The organism is Ruegeria sp. CH5 (assembly GCF_056537025.1).
The window spans coordinates 760,811-778,772 of sequence record NZ_JBQFQT010000001.1 but is presented as its reverse complement, the minus strand read 5'-3'; the positions used below and the strand labels follow the sequence as shown (position 1 = coordinate 778,772).

19 protein-coding genes are annotated in these 17,962 nt (G+C 63.4%); 10 read left to right on the top strand and 9 right to left on the bottom strand.

Features of this window, described 5'->3' with window-relative positions:
* Positions 1–129: 129 nt before the first annotated feature.
* From eno to ACR0JC_RS03800, 3 genes are all read left to right on the top strand, one after another.
* A complete protein-coding gene (gene eno / locus ACR0JC_RS03810) occupies positions 130–1,407 on the top strand; it encodes a phosphopyruvate hydratase (protein ID WP_170338760.1) in 1,278 nt (425 codons plus the stop codon).
* Positions 1,408–1,453: 46 nt separating this feature from the next.
* The gene (locus tag ACR0JC_RS03805; RefSeq protein ID WP_170338762.1) at positions 1,454–1,996 is read left to right on the top strand and encodes a GNAT family N-acetyltransferase; all 543 of its coding nucleotides are present in this window, start codon (positions 1,454–1,456) and stop codon (positions 1,994–1,996) included.
* A 134-nt stretch (positions 1,997–2,130) separates the two neighbouring features.
* Positions 2,131–2,301: a hypothetical protein gene (locus tag ACR0JC_RS03800; protein WP_170338259.1), complete on the top strand. Its 171-nt coding sequence runs from the start codon at positions 2,131–2,133 to the stop codon at positions 2,299–2,301.
* On the opposite strand, the gene ACR0JC_RS03795 is transcribed toward ACR0JC_RS03800, so the two are convergent.
* The 3 genes from ACR0JC_RS03795 to mazG form a co-directional block, all read right to left on the bottom strand.
* The gene (locus tag ACR0JC_RS03795; protein ID WP_170338765.1) at positions 2,298–2,747 is read right to left on the bottom strand and encodes a GNAT family N-acetyltransferase; all 450 of its coding nucleotides are present in this window, start codon (positions 2,745–2,747) and stop codon (positions 2,298–2,300) included. The genes ACR0JC_RS03800 and ACR0JC_RS03795 overlap by 4 nt on opposite strands.
* Positions 2,744–3,685 carry a nucleoside hydrolase gene (locus tag ACR0JC_RS03790; RefSeq protein WP_170338766.1) on the bottom strand — a complete coding sequence of 314 codons (942 nt, stop codon included), beginning with the start codon at positions 3,683–3,685 and terminating at the stop codon, positions 2,744–2,746. The genes ACR0JC_RS03795 and ACR0JC_RS03790 overlap by 4 nt, the downstream gene beginning before the upstream one ends.
* 61 nt (positions 3,686–3,746) lie before the next feature.
* Complete coding sequence (gene mazG / locus ACR0JC_RS03785) at positions 3,747–4,604, bottom strand: nucleoside triphosphate pyrophosphohydrolase (protein WP_170338768.1); 858 nt, start codon at positions 4,602–4,604, stop codon at positions 3,747–3,749.
* A gap of 66 nt (positions 4,605–4,670) precedes the next feature.
* On the opposite strand from mazG, the gene ACR0JC_RS03780 reads away from it, so the two are divergent.
* The 4 genes from ACR0JC_RS03780 (at position 4,671) to ACR0JC_RS03765 (ending at position 8,338) form a co-directional block, all read left to right on the top strand.
* Positions 4,671–5,834: a M20 aminoacylase family protein gene (locus tag ACR0JC_RS03780; RefSeq protein WP_170338770.1), complete on the top strand. Its 1,164-nt coding sequence runs from the start codon at positions 4,671–4,673 to the stop codon at positions 5,832–5,834.
* Between the two features lie 35 nt (positions 5,835–5,869).
* On the top strand, positions 5,870–6,847 hold the full coding sequence (gene speB / locus ACR0JC_RS03775; RefSeq protein ID WP_170338772.1) for an agmatinase: 978 nt from the start codon (positions 5,870–5,872) through the stop codon (positions 6,845–6,847).
* A gap of 69 nt (positions 6,848–6,916) precedes the next feature.
* On the top strand, positions 6,917–7,864 hold the full coding sequence (gene speB, locus ACR0JC_RS03770) for an agmatinase (protein WP_170338270.1): 948 nt from the start codon (positions 6,917–6,919) through the stop codon (positions 7,862–7,864).
* 66 nt (positions 7,865–7,930) lie between these two features.
* Complete coding sequence (locus ACR0JC_RS03765) at positions 7,931–8,338, top strand: DUF1499 domain-containing protein (RefSeq protein ID WP_170338775.1); 408 nt, start codon at positions 7,931–7,933, stop codon at positions 8,336–8,338.
* Here the strand turns inward: ACR0JC_RS03765 and ACR0JC_RS03760 are convergent.
* Positions 8,264–8,566, bottom strand: a complete 303-nt coding sequence (locus ACR0JC_RS03760; protein ID WP_170338777.1) for a hypothetical protein — start codon at positions 8,564–8,566, stop codon at positions 8,264–8,266. The two genes, ACR0JC_RS03765 and ACR0JC_RS03760, sit on opposite strands and share 75 nt — an antisense overlap.
* Before the next feature lie 62 nt (positions 8,567–8,628).
* Between ACR0JC_RS03760 and prfA the strand changes: the two genes are divergently transcribed.
* The 3 genes from prfA (at position 8,629) to ACR0JC_RS03745 (ending at position 11,338) form a co-directional block, all read left to right on the top strand.
* Complete coding sequence (prfA, locus tag ACR0JC_RS03755; protein WP_170338779.1) at positions 8,629–9,684, top strand: peptide chain release factor 1; 1,056 nt, start codon at positions 8,629–8,631, stop codon at positions 9,682–9,684.
* Positions 9,681–10,526 (top strand): peptide chain release factor N(5)-glutamine methyltransferase, encoded by an 846-nt coding sequence (prmC, locus tag ACR0JC_RS03750; RefSeq protein WP_170437758.1) that lies wholly within the window; start codon positions 9,681–9,683, stop codon positions 10,524–10,526. The genes prfA and prmC overlap by 4 nt, the downstream gene beginning before the upstream one ends.
* A 239-nt stretch (positions 10,527–10,765) precedes the next feature.
* Positions 10,766–11,338, top strand: coding sequence for a DUF4167 domain-containing protein (locus ACR0JC_RS03745; RefSeq protein WP_170338785.1), 573 nt, complete (start codon positions 10,766–10,768; stop codon positions 11,336–11,338).
* 68 nt (positions 11,339–11,406) lie between these two features.
* Here the strand turns inward: ACR0JC_RS03745 and rsmA are convergent, their stop codons facing one another.
* From rsmA to lptG, 5 genes are all read right to left on the bottom strand, one after another.
* Positions 11,407–12,249: a 16S rRNA (adenine(1518)-N(6)/adenine(1519)-N(6))-dimethyltransferase RsmA gene (gene rsmA, locus ACR0JC_RS03740; RefSeq protein ID WP_170338787.1), complete on the bottom strand. Its 843-nt coding sequence runs from the start codon at positions 12,247–12,249 to the stop codon at positions 11,407–11,409.
* Between the two features lie 84 nt (positions 12,250–12,333).
* A complete protein-coding gene (pdxA, locus tag ACR0JC_RS03735; RefSeq protein ID WP_170338282.1) occupies positions 12,334–13,299 on the bottom strand; it encodes a 4-hydroxythreonine-4-phosphate dehydrogenase PdxA in 966 nt (321 codons plus the stop codon).
* Positions 13,296–14,549, bottom strand: a complete 1,254-nt coding sequence (locus ACR0JC_RS03730; RefSeq protein ID WP_170338789.1) for a peptidylprolyl isomerase — start codon at positions 14,547–14,549, stop codon at positions 13,296–13,298. The genes pdxA and ACR0JC_RS03730 overlap by 4 nt, the downstream gene beginning before the upstream one ends.
* Entirely contained in the window at positions 14,540–16,708 is a 2,169-nt protein-coding gene (locus ACR0JC_RS03725) for an LPS-assembly protein LptD (protein ID WP_480763256.1), read from the bottom strand. The genes ACR0JC_RS03730 and ACR0JC_RS03725 overlap by 10 nt, the downstream gene beginning before the upstream one ends.
* Positions 16,708–17,808: an LPS export ABC transporter permease LptG gene (gene lptG, locus ACR0JC_RS03720; protein WP_170338793.1), complete on the bottom strand. Its 1,101-nt coding sequence runs from the start codon at positions 17,806–17,808 to the stop codon at positions 16,708–16,710. The genes ACR0JC_RS03725 and lptG overlap by 1 nt, the downstream gene beginning before the upstream one ends.
* Positions 17,809–17,962: the final 154 nt, after the last annotated feature.

Sequence of the window (17,962 nt, the reverse complement as noted above, 5' to 3'; positions counted from 1 at the left end):
GGCGCAAACACGCCGCTGTTGGCGCTAAAGGCCGGAAAATATGCGTGTTAGCGATAACGGACCCGGTTTACTTTTCCCCGCGTGCTGGTATGAGGCATGCAACCGAACGCATTTTCAGGGACCGGTATCATGAGCACCATCATCGACATCCACGCACGCGAAATCCTGGACAGCCGGGGCAACCCCACCGTCGAGGTGGACGTGGTTCTGGAAGACGGCACCATGGGCCGGGCGGCAGTGCCTTCGGGCGCATCGACCGGCGCCTATGAGGCGGTTGAAAAGCGCGATGGCGACAAGTCCCGTTACATGGGTAAGGGCGTGCTTGAAGCCGTGGCCGCCGTGAATGGCGAGATCGCCGAAGAGCTGGTGGGCTTTGACGCGACCGAGCAGGTGGCGATCGACGCCGCGATGATCGAGCTGGACGGCACCCCCAACAAGGCCCGCCTGGGTGCGAACGCAATTCTGGGCGTCTCGCTGGCGGTGGCCAAGGCGGCCGCGGATTTCACCACCCAGCCGCTTTATCGCTACGTGGGTGGTACCTCGGCGCGCGTCCTGCCGGTGCCGATGATGAACATTATCAATGGCGGCGAACATGCCGACAACCCGATCGACATTCAGGAATTCATGATCATGCCCGTGGCCGCCAGCAACATCCGCGAGGCCGTGCGCATGGGTTCGGAAGTGTTCCACACCCTGAAAAAGGAACTGTCGGCCGCCGGGCTGGCCACTGGCGTCGGCGACGAGGGCGGGTTTGCCCCGAACATCGCCTCGACCCGCGAGGCGCTGGATTTCATCCTCAAGTCGATCGAGAAGGCGGGCTACAAGCCGGGTGACGAGATTTATCTGGCGCTGGACTGCGCCGCGACCGAATATTTTAAGGACGGAAAATACGTTCTGGCGGGCGAGGGCAAGACGCTCAGCAGCGACGAGAACGTGGCCTATCTGGCAGCCCTAGTGAAGGACTACCCGATCATCTCGATCGAGGATGGCATGTCCGAGGATGACTGGGACGGCTGGAAGGCGCTGACCGACGAGCTGGACGGCAAGGTGCAGCTGGTAGGTGACGACCTGTTCGTGACCAACCCCGCGCGTCTGGCCGAAGGGATCGAGAAGGGCTGCGCCAACTCGATGCTGGTCAAGGTGAACCAGATCGGTTCGCTGACCGAGACCCTGCGCGCCGTGGATATGGCGCACCGCGCCCGCTATACCAACGTGATGTCGCACCGCTCGGGCGAGACCGAGGACGCCACCATCGCCGATCTGGCCGTGGCCACCAACTGCGGTCAGATCAAAACCGGCTCGCTGGCGCGGTCGGACCGGCTGGCCAAGTACAACCAGCTGATCCGCATCGAGGAAACGCTGGGCGAGGTCGCCGAATACGCGGGGCGTTCGATCCTTCGCAAGTAATGCACAAGCTGCTAGGCTGACCCCCGACATTGGCCGGGGGTCCGTCATGCTAAGTATCGTTGAACCTAAAACGCCGGACCAGTTCGATGCTGTCCGGCGTTTGTGTTGGGATTATCACGCCTACCTGCTGACGCTGGATGAACGGTCGCGACAGGTCGTGAACACGTTCTATCCACCCGAGAAATATGCAGCTGTTCTGTCCGCCATCGAAATCGAGCATATGCCTCCCAAGGGCGGGACCCGGCTGGCGATGCTGGACGGGCTGGCGGTCGGCTGCGGGATGTTTCAGACGATCGGTCCGGGTATCGCCGAGATCAAGCGCGTGTTCGTGACCGATGACGCTCGGGGCACTGGTGCGGGGTGTGCGATCATGCAGGCGCTGATTGCCCAGTGCCGCAAAGACGGGTTCGAGATGATCCGGATGGACACCGGAAAACCGCTGGAAGCGGCGACTCGGCTGTATCTGTCGCTGGGGTTCAAGCTGCGCGATGCCTATTCGGATATACCCGAGATCGCCCAGGGCCAGCTGTTGTTCTTCGAAATGTCACTGACGGGTGACTCTTCCGAATCCGATGGAATTGCAGGGTAATTTCCCATTACCCCAGGGTTTGATTCAGGCAGGAAGAAAAAATGCAAGCATAAATGTGATTATGTGTGAACTTGTTCCTACAAGTGCGAGGTTGTCGGGCGTAGCTTGACGGTACAGCAGAAAAGGAGAACGTGATGTCCGCTTCAAGAATCCTTCTCGTTATTTCCGTGCTTTCCGTCGGGGTTCTGGCGGCCTGCGCAGGGCCTGACACCTACCCGATCACCGGCGAGCCGGTGTCGCAGAACGATCCGGTGCAAGAGATGTACTACAATCCCGGGCTGATCTTCCGCGGCGAGTCACGCTAGAGCTTTTTGCTCATCAACATGTAACGGTCGCGCGGTTTGAAACCGGTCCGAAGGTAGAGTTTCTGCGCGGCCTCGTTGGTTCGATCCACTTCCAGATGCAGGGCCGTGAGGCCGGCACCGGCCAGCGCTTTGGGCAAGTCCAATAGAACCTCGGTGGCAATTCCGCGGCCGCGAATTGCAGGCCGGATGTAGATTTCGTCCACGAACCCGTCCATCCCCCCGAACTCGACCGACCAACCGAAGGTCAGGATGATGTAGCCCAGCGGCGCGCGCGACGGGCCGATCAGATAGATGCAGCCATGCGGGATGCCTTCCAGCAGCGGCGTCAGCGCATCGCGCCTTTGGTCGGGGTCCTGTTCGATCCCGGCCTCAGAGTGAAAGGCCGCGACCAGGCCCATCAGGCGATCAAGGTCCTCGGGGCGGGCAAGGCGCAGAGCGGCACTCATAGCCGCGCCAGCCGTTCGGTCAGCAAGGCAAAGAACCCGTCGGCGTCCACGTCGCCGATGAACAGCGTGTTGGGCTTGCGGTCGGTGACGCCCCACCAGTCGGCGACGGTCATGCCAAGTGTGAGGTCCGACTGGGTTTCGATCTCGACGTTGACGTGTCGGCCCGAGAACAATTCGGGGCGGATCAGATAGGCGGTCACGCAGGGATCGTGCAGGGGCGCGCCCTCGCTGCCGTATTTTTCCTTGTCAAAACGTTCGAAGAAATCGGTCATCTCGGCCACTGCGATTCCAACCTTGGTTCCAAGGGCGCGGAAGGCGTCGTTGCGCGGTTTGGTAACCAGCGCCTTGTGCGTCACGTCCAGCGGCATCACCACGATCGGAACGCCGGATTTGAACACGATATCAGCGGCCTCGGGGTCGACATGAATGTTGAATTCGGCGGTGGGTGTGATGTTTCCGACTTCGAAGTAAGCGCCACCCATCAGCACGATTTCCTGTACGCGCCCGATGATGTCGGGGGCCTTCTGGAAGGCTGTGGCGATGTTTGTCAGCGGCCCCAGCGGGCAGAGGGTGACGGTGCCGGAATCCTGCGCGCGCAGTGTGTCGATGATGAAATCGACGCCATGCCCCTCGGCCAACGGCATCTGCGGATCAGGCAGGACGGGGCCGTCCAGCCCGGTCTTGCCATGCACGTGCTCGGCGGTGATCAGCGGGCGATTCAGCGGGCGGTCGCACCCGGCAAAGACCGGAATGTCCGTGCGCCCGGCCATTTCGCAGACGATGCGCGCATTCTTTGCAGTCAGCTCCAGCGGCACGTTTCCGGCGACGGCGGTGATGCCCAGAACCTCGATCTCGTCGGGGCTGGCCAGGGCCAGAAGGATGGCGACGGCATCGTCCTGTCCGGGGTCGGTGTCGATGATGATCTCGCGCGCGGTCATGGGGCCTCCGGGGTCTTGAAGGGCGGACACTGGCAAGCGCGGCCCGGCTTGTCCAGCGGTTTCAGGCGTCGCTTGCGGCCTTGAGCGGCGGGAGTTTGCCATTTGCCCGGTGTTCTTCGGTTTTCACCGCGTCCCACAGGGCGTCCATCTCTTCCAGCGTGCTGTCTGACGGCGTCTTGCCACGTGCGGCCAGCCGGGCTTCGACCTGTTCGAACCGGCGGGTGAACTTGGCGTTGGTGCGGCGCAGCGCGGCCTCGGGCTCGATGCCCAGATGGCGGCCGAGATTGACGATCACGAACAGCAGGTCGCCGAATTCGTCCTCGAGCGCGTCGGCGTCCATCTGGTTGCGCGCCTCTGTCAGTTCGGCGGCTTCTTCGGTGATCTTGTCCAGCACATGGCTGACATCGGGCCAGTCAAACCCCACCCGAGCGGCGCGTTTCTGCAGCTTGTAGGCGCGCAGCAAGGCGGGCAGGTTGGCGGCGACACCGTCCAGCGCGCCTTTCTGTTCCTTTCCGGCGCGCTCGGCGGCCTTGATCGCCTCCCAGTCGCGGGTCTGTTGTTCGGCAGACTTGTCGCGGGATTCGTCGCCGAAGACATGCGGGTGGCGGGCCACCATCTTGTCGGACATGGTGCGCACCACGTCCTGAAAAGTGAAATGCCCGGCCTCTTCGGCCATCTGCGCGTGAAAGACCGACTGGAACAGCAGATCTCCTAGCTCGCCCTTGAGCTCGTCCCAGGCCTGGCGTTCGATGGCGTCGGCGACCTCATAGGCCTCTTCGATCGTGTAGGGGGCGATGGTGGCGAAATCCTGTTCGATGTCCCACGGGCAGCCGGTTACCGGGTCGCGCAGGCGGCGCATGATCTCCAGCAGCCGCTCGATTCCGGCGTCGGTATCGTGGATCAGTGGATTTTCAGCCATTGCGAAGCCCCTTGTTCCGGTGTCAGATGCATCCATCCCGCAGCTTGGATCAGGAGTCCACCCCCGATGCCCGTCGTCAACCGCATTGCCGATTACGCCGCCGACATGGCCGAATGGCGCCAGCACCTGCACACGATCCCGGAACTGGAGTTCGACTGCCACGAGACCGCCGCCTTCGTGGCCGAGCGGCTGCGTGAATTCGGCGTGGACGAATTGCACGAAGGGATCGCGCAGACAGGGATCGTGGCGATCATCACCGGGCAGGGCGATGGCCCCACGATCGGGCTGCGCGCCGACATGGATGCGCTGCCGATCGCTGAAGAAACGGGTGTGGACTATGCCTCGAAGACACCGGGCATGATGCATGCTTGCGGGCATGACGGGCACACCACTATGCTGCTGGGCGCGGCGCGGTACCTGGCCGAGACGCGGAATTTCCGGGGCCGGGTGGCGTTGCTGTTCCAACCCGCCGAGGAAGAGGGCGGTGGTGCCGATATCATGGTCAAAGAGGGTGTGATGGACCGGTTCGACATCGCTCAGGTCTATGCCCTGCACAACGCGCCGGGCTTTGCCGAGGGCGCGTTCTATACTACGCCCGGGCCGATCATGGCGGCGGTCGATACGTTCGACATCCACATTCAGGGCGTCGGTGGCCACGGTGCCATGCCGCACGAGACGCGCGACCCGGTCATGGCCGCCTGCGGAATCGCCCAGGCGATCCAGACCATCGTCAGCCGCAACCACTATGCGCTGGACGATCTGGTGATCTCGGTCACCCAGATCCACACCGGGACCGTGAACAATGTGATCCCCGACACCGCCTATCTGAACGGCACCGTCCGCACTTTCGATCCGGCGGTGCAGCAGATGGTGATGACTCGTCTTGAAGAAATCGTGCAGGGGCAGGCGGCATCCTACGGGGTCACGGCGACTCTGGACTATGTCGTGGGCTATCCGGCCACGGTCAACGATGCGGACAAGACCGGTTTCGCCGCCGAGGTTGCGCGCGAGGTCTCGGGCGCCGATCGGGTGATCGCCGAAGCCGGGCGCGAGATGGGGGCCGAAGACTTCTCGTACATGCTGCAGGAACGTCCGGGCGCCTATCTGTTCCTGGGGCAGGGCGACGGGCCGGGGTTGCACCACCCCAAGTACAATTTCAACGACGAGATCGCACCGGTGGGTGCCTCGTTCTTTGCGCGCATCGTCGAAAAGGCGCAGCCGTTGACCTGACGGTCCGGTCGATATCAGGAAGGAAACGGGCCAAAATGGCATTGGAAGACGCGAAAAATCAGGTCGATGAGGCCTTTACCAACCCCGACCTGAAGGGGTTGAGCTTTGAAAACACCTTTGGCGGGGCCACGTCCTTTCTGCGGCGGCTGTACACCAAGGACCTGACCGGCGCCGATATCGCGGTGACCGGCGTGCCGTTCGATCAGGCGGTGACCAACCGCCCCGGCACCCGTCTGGGCCCGCGCGCGATCCGCGAGGCCAGCGCGCTGCAATCACCCGATGCGCCTTATGGCTGGCCCTTCGATGCGCTCAGCGAGCTGGCGATCATCGACTATGGCGACATGGCCTATGACTATGCCAACATCCCGGCCTTTCCCGACACGCTGACCGATCATATCCGCACCATTCTGGCGGCGGATGTGGCCTCGGTCACGCTGGGGGGCGACCACTATATCAGCTTTCCGATCCTCAAGGCCTATGCCGAGAAATACGGCCCGATGTCGCTGTTGCAGTTCGACGCCCATACCGACACCTGGGCCGATGACGACATGAGCCGGGTGGACCACGGCACCATGTTCTACAAGGCGGTGAAGTCGGGAATCGTGGACCCGAAGCGCTCGGTTCAGGTGGGGATCCGCACCACCAACGAGGACACGCTGGGCGTCAACATCATCGATGCGCGCGAGGTCTATGAATCCGGCCCCGCCACCGTGGCGCAGAAGATCAAGGGCATTTTGGGCGACAGCCCGGTCTATCTGAGCTTTGACATCGACGGGCTGGACCCGGCCTTTGCCCCCGGAACCGGCACGCCGGTCTGGGGTGGGCTCAGCTCGATCCAGGCGCAGATCATTCTGCGCGACATCGCCGGGATCAACATCAAGGGCGGCGACGTGGTCGAGGTGTCTCCGCCGTATGATACGTCCGGTGCAACGGCGATTGCGGGGGCGCATGTGGCGACCCAGATTATCTGCCTGCTGGGATGGACCAAACTGGCAAAAGACGGGCGGCTTTAACCATTGGTTAGCCATGGTTTTGCTATGGCCGGTATCAGGTGAACCAAAGGGACAAGGGGCGCGCACGCCATGAGCCAATACAACCAACCCATCAGCGGCAATGATTTGGCGCGGTTTTCGGGCCCGAACACCTTCATGCGGTTGCCCGCGGCCGATACGCTGGCGGGGCTGGACGTGGCGGTGCTGGGCGTGCCTATGGACATCGGAACCTCATGGCGGTCCGGCACCCGGTTCGGCCCCAAGCAGATCCGCGCTGAAAGCGCGATGATCCGGCCCTACAACATGGCCACCTTCGCCGCGCCTTTCGACAGCCTCCAGATCGCTGATATCGGAGATCTGGCGATCAACACCTTCTCGCTGGCCGACAGCCTTCGGATCATCAAGGAAAGCTATGACGCGATCCTGGCGCAGGGCGTGATCCCGGTGGCGATGGGGGGCGATCATTCGATCACCCTGCCGATTCTGCGGGCCGTTGCCGCGAAACACGGCCCCGTTGCCCTGGTCCATGTGGACGCCCATGCCGACGTCAATGACGAGATGTTCGGTGAGCGCGAGACCCACGGAACCGTCTTCCGCCGCGCGTATGAAGAGGGGCTGATCGTGCCCGACAAGACCTTTCAGGTCGGTATCCGCGGCTCGGGCTATGCGGCCAGCGATTTCACCGAGGCCAAGGGCTGGGGGTTCCGGCAGTTTCCTGCGTGGGAGTTGTGGCAACAAAACCTGACTCAAATCGGAGCGTTGATCCGCAAGGAAATCGGCGAACACCCGGTCTATGTCACCTACGACATCGACAGCCTGGACCCAGCCTACGCCCCCGGCACCGGCACGCCCGAGATCGGCGGGCTGACCACGCCGCAGGCGCTGCAGCTGATCCACGCGCTTGGGGGCATGAACGTGGTGGGCTGCGACCTCGTCGAGGTCTCACCGCCCTATGATCCGTCGGGCAACACTGCGCTGACGGCGGCCAACCTGCTGTTCGAGCTGCTGTGCATCCTGCCCGGTGTGACGTCACGGTAAGCGGGGCCGGCAGGTCTTGCCAGGTACCGGCGGGCGGCTAGGGTTCTGCCGGAAGGTCTGATTGGAATGAAACGCATGGTTCTTTGGTTGATCGTCGCCGCGGTTGTCGGGCTTGGCCTCTATGTGCGGCTGGCACCGGCCGATCCCGCGCGCTGGCATGTGCCAGTCGCGGCCGAGGCAGATCGTGACCTGCCCGGAGGCGTGATCCGCGCGGTGCAGACCGGGCCGGACGGCCTCGCGCGGCTGGACAAGATGGCGCGGTCGACGCCGCGTACGACGGTGCTGGCCGGATCGGTGGATGAGGGCCTGATCACCTATGTGTCCCGCAGCCGGGTGTTCGGCTTTCCCGACTACACTACCGCCCAGCAGGACGGCGACACGTTGCGCATCTATGGACGGTTACGATTTGGCCGACGGGATTTCGACGTCAACCGCACCCGGGTCGACGGTTGGCTGGCGGCTCTGCAGTCCTGAAGACAGGCACCCCTCGGACACCTCGCGCCACATCGGCACGTTCAGCGACATCTGGCACTGGGCCATGAACATGCGGCCATCGACCTGCAGGCAGACCATCTCGCCCAGTTCGACGCGGCTGCCGGACGTGTCGGTGCAATAGCAATCCTGCACCTTGCCACCGGGGCCGATGACATCGGCCAAACCGGGCGTTGCGCAGACAATCAGCAGGGCAATGATCCGTTTCATGGGCATAGCTTAGCACAAGCCGGGGCCTTGACCAAAGCCGTCGGATGATAGACACCGCCCCAATGATCCCCGAAGAACGTCTTGAACAGATCACCCAGCGATTCCAGTACCTCGAAGCGGCCATGTCCGATGGCGCTTCGGGCGGCGATATCGCGGCTTTGGCCAAGGAATATTCCGACCTCAAGCCGGTGGTCGAACAAATCGCAGCCTGGCGCCAGCTGCGGGTCGATCTGGCCGAGGCCGAGGCGATGCTGGACGACCCCGACATGAAAGAGCTGGCCGAGGAGGAGATCCCGCAGCTCAAGGCGCGCATCCCCGAGGCCGAGCATGCGCTGCAACTGGCGCTGCTGCCCAAGGACGCGGCCGATGCGCGGCCGGCGATGCTGGAGATCCGCCCAGGCACCGGCGGCGACGAGGCGGCGCTGTTCGCGGGCGACCTGCTGCGGATGTATCAGCGCTATGCCGAGGCCCGCGGCTGGCAATTCGAGATCATCGAGGAACAGCAGACCGAACTGGGCGGCATCAAAGAAGTGGTGGCCCATATCAAGGGTGACAACGTCTTTGCCCGGCTGAAATACGAATCCGGCGTGCACCGCGTACAGCGTGTACCCGAAACCGAGAGCGGCGGGCGCATCCACACCTCGGCGGCGACTGTGGCGGTTCTGCCCGAGGCCGAGGACGTGGATATCCAGATCGACCCGAATGACATTCGCATCGACACGATGCGCAGCTCGGGCGCAGGCGGGCAGCACGTGAACACCACCGACTCGGCCGTGCGGATCACCCACCTGCCGACAGGGATCGTGGTGACCAGTTCCGAGAAGTCGCAGCACCGCAACCGCGAGATCGCGATGCAGGTGCTCAAGACGCGTCTCTATGACCTCGAACGTCAGCGGATCGACAGCGAACGCTCGGCCGACCGGGCCAGCCAGGTGGGGTCGGGCGACCGCTCCGAGCGCATCCGTACCTATAATTTCCCGCAGGGCCGGATGACCGATCACCGGATCAACCTGACGCTCTACAAGCTCGACCAGATCATGCAGGGCGATCTGGACGAGGTGATCGACGCGCTGACCGCCGACGATCAGGCCCGCCTGTTGGCGGAGATGGCGCAATGATCGCGGCGCTGACAGCGGCACAGGCCATGGTGGCCGCCACCGCGCGCCTGCGGGCCGCAGGCGTGGACGACCCGGCGCGGGACGCCCGGGTTCTGCTGGCCCATGCCGCCCGGATCGAGGCCAGCCGCGTGACCCTGATCGCGCCCGAAGAGCTCTCGCCCGAGATCGCCGAACGGTATGAGCAACTGGTGTCGCTGCGCGCGATCCGGGTGCCTGTTTCCCATCTGCTGGGCGAGCGCGAATTCTACGGCCGACGCTTCCGCGTCAGCCGCGACGTGCTGGACCCGCGACCCGAAACCGAAGCGCTGATCGAAGCGGCCCTGAGCCAGCCGTTTGACCGCGTGCTGGATCTGGGCGTTGGCTCGGGCTGCATCCTGATCACCTTGCTGGCGGAGCGCACCAGCGCAACCGGGCTGGGTGTCGATCTGAGCGAGGCCGCCTGTCTGCAGGCCAGCGCCAATGCGGTGGCCCACGGGGTGCAGGATCGGGCGGAAATCCAACGCTCGGACTGGTTTGAGAACATTGGTGGCCATTTCGACCTGATCGTTTCCAATCCGCCCTATATCGCGCTGGATGAGATGGATGGCCTGTCGCCCGAAGTGCGCGAGCACGAGCCGCGTCTGGCTTTGACGGATGAAGCGGACGGGCTGGACGCCTATCGCCGGATTGCGGCCGGCGCCCCTGATCACCTTGTGCCCGGCGGACGGCTTCTGGTGGAAATCGGCCCGACACAGGCGCAGGCGGTCGGCGCGTTGTTCGACGCGGCGGGGCTGGCGGATATCCGTGTCGTTCCTGATCTGGACGGGCGGGACCGGGTGGTGGGCGCCAGAATGCCGGGCTAGCCGCGGATTCTGAGGCCGATTTACGCCGGTCGGGGTAAAAAACCCGGCATTTGGTGTATTAACCCCTTGTCTGCGCCGTCAGGACATGCTTACTCAGAGTAGTCAGCGCGGTTGACGCCCCTTCGGCGCACCCCTGACGCCAAGCCCAAAAAAGTCGACATCCCGTGACGGCACAGGCCACAGAGCAGCGCAGAATACGGGTGGATCGACAGTGCAAGACAAGGCTGACGTACAGTAAGATGAGATCCTCCAAATCCCGCTCGCGGGCAAAGAACAACCGCAATCGTCCCTCTGGTGGAAACGTCGTTAACCGGGTTTTCGACAGCTCGGGGCCCGAGGGCAAGGTGCGCGGCACGCCGCAGCAGATCATTGACAAGTACAACCAGCTGGCGCGCGATGCACAGCTGGCCAATGACCGCGTCGCTGCCGAAAACTTTCAGCAACATGCCGAGCATTACCTGCGCCTGCTGAGCGAGGCGCAACGCGAAATGGAAGCGCGTCGGGAAGAACAGGAACGCCAGAACCGCGAGCGTCAGGCCGAGCGCGACCGGGAGCGGGCGGAACGGCAGGAACGTGAAGCCGCACGCCAGGCGGACCCGGCCGAGGCTCCGCAGCCGGACATCGTCGATCTGAACGCCGATTCGGATACTCCTGAATCCGGGCTTGTCGAGACGCCCGAAAGCACGGGCGCCAAGGCCGAAGCGGCCGAGCGCAAGGACAAACCGGCCCGGAGACCGCGCGCCCGCAAGCCCAAGGCCGTAGAAGAGCAGGCCCCCCAAGGCGGCGGCGATGCACCAGAGGCTGCCGAATAAGCCATAGCGGTTGCGCACAGAGTTCAAAGGCCCCGGTCAGAGATGTCCGGGGCCGTTTTCGTTCGGGATCAGGTTTTTTGTATCTCACGCGCCAGCGCGCAGAACGCTTCGAGTGATATCTGCTCGGCACGGTCGGTGGGCTTGATGCCGGCGGCGTTCAGGCGGTCCTCGATATCGGGGGCCATCCCCTTGAGCGACGCGCGCAGCATCTTGCGGCGTTGATTGAACGCAGCGGCCACGACACGTGACAGAATACCGGCATCGGCCGGAAAGCGGGGTTCGGGCAGGGCGGTCAGGTGGACCACGGCGCTGCTGACCTTGGGCGGCGGCGTGAACGCACCGGGGGGCAGGGACATGGCGATGCGCGCCTCGGCCCGCCACTGGGCCAGGATCGCCAGCCGCCCATAAGCCTTGGTGCCGGGCTGCGCCACGATGCGCTCGGCCACCTCGCGCTGGAACATCAGGGTCAGGCTCTGCCAGAAGGGTGGCCATTCCGGCGGGGTCAGCCAGCGCACCAGCAGTTCCGTGCCCACATTGTAGGGCAGATTGGCCGCCACGCGGATGGGCGGGTTCAGATGTTCAAGCGGATCGATTTCAAGAGCGTCGCCATTGATGACCTCGAGCCGCCCGGGATAGGCAGCGGCGATTTCCTGAAGCGCGGCGATGCAGCGGATATCTTTTTCCACCGCCACCACCTTGCGCGCACCTTCGGCCAGCAAACCGCGGGTCAGGCCTCCGGGGCCGGGGCCGATCTCCAGCACGTCGCATTGGCTCAGGTCGCCGGCCTGCCGGGCGATCTTGGCCGTCAGGTTGAGATCGAGCAGGAAGTTCTGACCCAGCGACTTGCGCGCCGAGAGCTGGTGCTTGGCGATGACCTCGCGCAGCGGGGGGAGGGTGTCGATTGCGCTCATGATCCGGTTACCGTGGCGCGAGGGGCAGGCGGTGCGCCAGAGAATTTTTGCCTCCGGCGGGGATATTTGGCGCCAGATGAAGGATCAAGTGCTTTGTGCCATGCGTTGGGCGAGTTTCAGCGCCTCGATCAGGCTGGTGGGGTTTGCGATGCCCTGTCCGGCGATGTCGAGCGCGGTGCCATGGTCGGGCGAGGTGCGGATGAAGGGCAGGCCCAGGGTCACGTTCACGCCACGGTCGAAGTCGAGGGTCTTGATCGGGATCAGCGCCTGATCGTGATACATGGCGATGGCGGCGTCATAGCGGGCGCGTGCGGCGGCGTGGAACATCGTGTCTGCCGGGTGCGGGCCGGTGACGGTGTAGCCCTCGGGGGTGAGATCGGCCAGCAGAGGGGCGATCCAGTCCAGTTCCTCGCGGCCCATCTTGCCACCCTCGCCGGCATGGGGGTTGAGCCCGGCCACCGCGATGCGAGGATGCGGGATGCCGAATTGGCGGCGCAGGCCGTCGGCGGTGATTGCGATCGTGTCGCGCAGCAGGTCGGGCGTGAGACGCGAGGGCACCTGTGACAGTGGGATGTGGATCGTGGCGGGTACCACGCGGAGTTGCTCGCTGGCTAGCATCATCACCACGCGGGAACGGCCTGCCAGCGCCGCCAGAAATTCGGTATGGCCAGGATAGGCGAAATCGGCGCCGTCGATCAGGGCCTTCTTGTGGATCGGTGCCGTGCAGAGGGCCGAGGCCGCGCCCGATTGCACCAGTGACACGCCGGTTTCGATGGCGTCTATCACCGAAGGCGCATTGGCTGGATCGGGGTGGCCGGGCAGGTTCGGGGCCGGAAAGGTCAGCGGCAACACCGGCAGCGCCTCTGCGCAGATGTCAGCCACTTGGGCCGGGTCTACGATCTCGGTCGTGGGGATGTCGTCGGGCAGGTGACCGGCGTCGCCGATGTAAAAGAATGGGCAGCTGTCGCGCAATGCGGTCCAAGCCTTGGCGGCGATCTCCGGACCGATGCCCGAAGGTTCTCCGCAGCTGAGCGCGATGGGCGCGGTCATTGCTCGATGATGGTGGCGTCGGCGCGCAGTTGTTCGACGAGGCTGTTGGCGAATGCCTGCAGGCGTTGCTGCGTCAGCGCGTTGGCCACGTCCTCGCGCGACGTGTCCTCACCCAGATCGCGCGTCCGATTGCACAGCATGAGAAACACCAGCGTCTGGCCATTGTTTCGGGTCAGAGTGGTCGACACCTCGTTGGGGTCCAGCTTTGCGAGTTCCAGCGCGATGTCGCGCGGGATTTCGGAGGGACTTGCCGAGACCCGGTCGAGTACCTCAGGCGGTTGCCCCTTGGCGATGCCGTACAGGTCGTCACAGGTATCCACCGTTTCCTTCAGTTCAGCGGCTCTTTGCAACGTATCGGGGCTGAGTCCGCCAGGCAGGTAATAGGCCGCATAGTCGATCTTGGAGAACCGCGGCGTGCTGGCGGCCACTTCTCGCAGGCCGCGCATCTGAAACAGGGCTACGGCGTTGGGCAGGCTCAGCGGCGCCGTGACCTCGCCATTCTTCAGGCCAAGGATAACCGGTTGCAGCGCCGGAGGCAGGTTGGTGACGTTCAACCAGTCCAGGCGTCCGCCATTTTCGCGTGTCGGCGCTGCCGAGTACTGCGTGGCGGCGGCTGAAAACGCATCGATGGTTTCGACACGGGCGATCTCGTCGGCCAACGCCTCGGCCTGTGCCAAGGTCTGCGCATTCACGGGGATGATGATTTCGGACAGCAAAACCTGGAGACCGCCACCGCCGGTCTGACCCATTGCACGGTCAATCTCGTCGTCCGTCGGACGGGCCTGAGAGATAAAGCGGGCGCTGACATAGTCGCGCCATGCCAGCTGACTGGATACGTAATCCCGCACGGTTTCCCGGTCGATGCCTGCGTCGGCCAGTGCCTTCAGGAACTGATCCGGGGTCAGCTGACCACGCGAAGCGAATTCGTCGATCGCAACCTGAATGTCTTCTGGTGTGGGCTGGATGCCGGCTTCGCGCATGGCCTGTTTGCGCAGGCGCTCGTCGATCAGCGCCTTGCGGACTTCGGCCTCCGAGCTGCCCGGGATACCCAGAATTTCGAGAAACCGCTGGCGCTGATCCAGTTCGTACCAAGTGACGATATCCTGATTCACGCGGATAGCCGGTGAAAACAAGCTTTGCGCGGGGGCTTGCTGAGGCGCAACTGCCAGCATGGCGACCGCGAGGCCGGGCGCAAATGCCGTCAGCCAACGGGAACGAAAGAACCTGGAAAAACCTGAAATCAGCTGCATTTTCTTTTATACTTCTTGCCCCCGCCTTCAACGGCGTATCCTGTCAGTGCAACGGTAAAGCCGAATTCCGTCGAAGGCTCAATACTTGATGTCGAAGTATATCGCCGGCTGACGGACATGTTAACCTGCACACATTCATTTTCATACGTCACACCCAAGCCCAGCCGCAGCGGTTCGGATTCTGCCAGATCATAGCGGGCCAGGGCGTTGGCTCTCCAGTTTTCATCCAGTCGTTGACGTGCGGTCAACCGTATCTCGGATGTCTCCATGTCAAGGTTTTCGGCCGGGTCCGGCTTCTGCCAGATATAGCTTCCGCCCAGTTGGGTCCCCTCGTTCGCCCAGGTTCCGCGCAATTCAGCCTTGGTAAAGCTGAAATCGCCATCCATCAATCCACGTGCGGCCAGCGTCAGGCCATTGTTCGTCTTGATCTGCCCTGCCAGCAGCAGGTCGGACGAAGTTCCCTGGAGGCCGGACGTAGCCGTGAAGTTCGGATCGGCGGTCGAGCGGAAGACCTGGCCGACCGTGGCCAATGCCCGCCAACCGCCCGGGGCATACCGCGCCCAGTTCACGCCCACGACCGCGGTCGTGCCGTCTTCGCGTCGATCCTCGGCCGGAAAGCGCGACAGGGACAACAGGTTGCCCTGGTCAAATTCCTGGAAGGTGCTTTCGTCATCGGGCACATCGGTGTCCGAAACATGGGTCCAGCCAAACTGCGCGATCGGCTCCAAAAACTGGGTCGCGCCAGAGGCTTCGCGCCGGGTCATCGGGTAGCGCAGCGTCAAAGCCGCGCGCGGGGTCGACCGGGTGATCTGGTCGGGGTATGCGCTGTCGTTGCGAATGTCGAACGTGTCGACCGAAGCCCCCAGTTCCGCATCCGCCCGCAGCCCGGAGGCAAAGGTCCAGCTGCGCAGCCACTGGGCGTCGAATGTGGCGCGCGCCACATCGCGCCCGATGATATCCTCGTCGCTGGTCCGGGTGTGGGTGTGGGTGACGAAGCCCAACCGCACCTCGCCGCCGACAGCGGACGCGGGGAAATAGCGTTTCTGGTAGAACAGATCGAAGACCTGCGACGGGATCTCATCCTGTTCCTCGCTGTCGCGCAGGGTCTTGTAGTGAATGAAGCTGGTCCGAAACGCCGTGTCGCGTTTGATGCGCTCAAGCGCGATCTCGCTGCGCAGACGGTCATAGTCAGGCAGCCCGTAATCCGCCAGGTATGAGTCGTCCGATGCAGTCTGGACGTCGAAGGTCAGCCGGAAGTCGTTCGGAAGATTGAACCAGCCATTTGCAAAGAAATAGCCCCGATCCTGCTCCTGCTGGACATCGTCGCGGGTATAGGCCCCTTCGAACTGGATGCGGCCGTTCTTGAAGGCCTGCCGGTAACGATAACCAAGCGTCGCGGTCTTGGACGACAGGTAGGGGGTCAGCGTCAGATCCCTGTGATCGCCCAGTTTGAAGAAATACGGCATCTTGACGCCGGTACCCAACTGCGAGGTCGTGCGGATTGACGGCACCAGAAATCCGGTTGCCCGGTCCAGTGTCGGGTCCGGCAGCCTCAGGGTTGGAAAGTAGAAAACCGGCACATCCAGAATGCGGAACTGGGCGCCCTCGAAGTACAACTGCCGTTCGAGCTGATCATGCGTGACCTTGCGTGCCCGGATCTGCCAGAGGGGCGGCCGACCGTCGGCGCAGACATGGCAGGAGGTGGCCGAGACCTTGCTGAACTGCGTGTATCGTCCTGCCGCGCGGGTCGCCTGAACCGACGCGATCTGCACCTGCTGGTCGAACACCAGCCGTGCGCCGGTCAACAACCCGTTCTGGATGCCGTCATCCAGCTGCGCTGAGTCCGCAAGGACGGTCGAGCGTCCGCCCTGATCGATCCGGATCGGACCTTCCAGCGTCAGCTCGCCCGACTCGCGGTCGAACACCACGCGCTGTGCGGACAGTTTGACGTCGCCCTGAAAGGCTTCGACATTGCCCTCGGCCACCAGTTTGCGATCCGGGGTGATGAAGATCCTGTCAGCCACCAGCAAGGCAGGCTGATCCTGTTGTTGTGCCGTGTCAGGCGCGGGCGTTCTGGTCTCCGAGGTCTGGGCCAATGCCAGCCCCGGACCGGAAAAGAACACGGCACTGGACAAAAGAAGGGGCAGAAGGCGCCGCATCAACCGTCCTCCGCGTGCAGCAGAAGGCCGAGCGACAGCAATATGGCCGCAAACGGCGGTGCCCAGGCCGCAATCACAATTGGCAATTGGCCGTTCTCTCCCAAAATCTGAGCGAAATTGCGCACGAAATATACGCCGAACCCCAGAAGAACAGCCGTCAGCACGGCGACGCCGGTGCCGCCGAACCGCACGTGCCGCATGGTGAAGGCCGCGCCGATCAACACCATCGAAATAAGGAAGAATGGGCGCGCCAGCTGCACCTGCAGCCAAACCTCGTATTGCTTGGTTGAAAAGCCCGCCTCGCGCAGGTCGCGGATCAGTTGGGGCAGGTCATAGACCGAGACGCTGTCCTGTTGGCCCAAGGTTTCAAGGATGCGCTGACGGGTCAGCGAAGTGGGCAACCGCAGGGTCTCATGCGTGACGGCGTGGGTCTCGGGGTTGGTGTCGCTGGACAGGGGCCATTCCTTGGTGTTACGCAGGATCCAGACCCCGTCGTCGAGGCGAGCGCCGTCGGCGATGATCTGACGGGACGGAAGACCTTCGGGCGAAAACGTGATGATGGTCACGTCGATCAATTCAAGCTCGGCGTCGTTGGTCGATGCGCGGGCATGAATCACCGATTGGCCCTGCGGTGAGCCCTGACGCAGCCAAAGCCCGTCGCGGCTGATCGACAGGGCGGAACTGCCACCGTTTTTGTATAGATCCGAGAAATGCCGGTACTGCTCGGACGTGGCCGCCGCAATCGGGTTCAGCAGGGCCACCGCCAGAAATCCGATTATCAGCGCCAGAAGGACCGGTGCCACCAGCGCGCGGATACCCGAGCGGCCGATCGCCCGGGTCACCACCAACTCCGAGCTGCGTGCGAGGCCGACAAACAGGGCAATGGTCGACAGGATCATCAACAGCGGCAGCATCTCGCTTATCGCAGCGGGTGTGTTCAACAGCGTCAGCTGCAGAACCTGGCCAAATGACAGGTCGGCGTCATTGAACCGACGGGCCTGTTCGATCAGGTCGATCAGGATCATCAGTGTCAGGAAGATGGCCCCAATCACCAGAAAGCTCTGCAAAAAGCGGCGGGCGAAGTACCGGTCCAGAATCACGGCCGCATCCCCGGCACGGGGCGTCCAGCAGGCCTGTTGCCAGAATCGCCAAGGCACAAAAACATGCGCGACGGCCTATGCCTGCCGAATGATGCCAAGTTTTCTCCCCCGAGCCTGCCGGTCATTTTGGCGCGACCTTAATGCAATTGGCGGG

Coding starts and splice junctions, on each gene's coding strand:
- eno (WP_170338760.1), top strand. CDS start 130: ATGAGCACCATCATCGACATCCACGCACGCGAAATCCTGGACAGCCGG.
- ACR0JC_RS03805 (WP_170338762.1), top strand. CDS start 1,454: ATGCTAAGTATCGTTGAACCTAAAACGCCGGACCAGTTCGATGCTGTC.
- ACR0JC_RS03800 (WP_170338259.1), top strand. CDS start 2,131: ATGTCCGCTTCAAGAATCCTTCTCGTTATTTCCGTGCTTTCCGTCGGG.
- ACR0JC_RS03795 (WP_170338765.1), bottom strand. CDS start 2,747: ATGAGTGCCGCTCTGCGCCTTGCCCGCCCCGAGGACCTTGATCGCCTG.
- ACR0JC_RS03790 (WP_170338766.1), bottom strand. CDS start 3,685: ATGACCGCGCGCGAGATCATCATCGACACCGACCCCGGACAGGACGAT.
- mazG (WP_170338768.1), bottom strand. CDS start 4,604: ATGGCTGAAAATCCACTGATCCACGATACCGACGCCGGAATCGAGCGG.
- ACR0JC_RS03780 (WP_170338770.1), top strand. CDS start 4,671: ATGCCCGTCGTCAACCGCATTGCCGATTACGCCGCCGACATGGCCGAA.
- speB (WP_170338772.1), top strand. CDS start 5,870: ATGGCATTGGAAGACGCGAAAAATCAGGTCGATGAGGCCTTTACCAAC.
- speB (WP_170338270.1), top strand. CDS start 6,917: ATGAGCCAATACAACCAACCCATCAGCGGCAATGATTTGGCGCGGTTT.
- ACR0JC_RS03765 (WP_170338775.1), top strand. CDS start 7,931: ATGAAACGCATGGTTCTTTGGTTGATCGTCGCCGCGGTTGTCGGGCTT.
- ACR0JC_RS03760 (WP_170338777.1), bottom strand. CDS start 8,566: ATGAAACGGATCATTGCCCTGCTGATTGTCTGCGCAACGCCCGGTTTG.
- prfA (WP_170338779.1), top strand. CDS start 8,629: ATGATCCCCGAAGAACGTCTTGAACAGATCACCCAGCGATTCCAGTAC.
- prmC (WP_170437758.1), top strand. CDS start 9,681: ATGATCGCGGCGCTGACAGCGGCACAGGCCATGGTGGCCGCCACCGCG.
- ACR0JC_RS03745 (WP_170338785.1), top strand. CDS start 10,766: ATGAGATCCTCCAAATCCCGCTCGCGGGCAAAGAACAACCGCAATCGT.
- rsmA (WP_170338787.1), bottom strand. CDS start 12,249: ATGAGCGCAATCGACACCCTCCCCCCGCTGCGCGAGGTCATCGCCAAG.
- pdxA (WP_170338282.1), bottom strand. CDS start 13,299: ATGACCGCGCCCATCGCGCTCAGCTGCGGAGAACCTTCGGGCATCGGT.
- ACR0JC_RS03730 (WP_170338789.1), bottom strand. CDS start 14,549: ATGCAGCTGATTTCAGGTTTTTCCAGGTTCTTTCGTTCCCGTTGGCTG.
- ACR0JC_RS03725 (WP_480763256.1), bottom strand. CDS start 16,708: ATGCGGCGCCTTCTGCCCCTTCTTTTGTCCAGTGCCGTGTTCTTTTCC.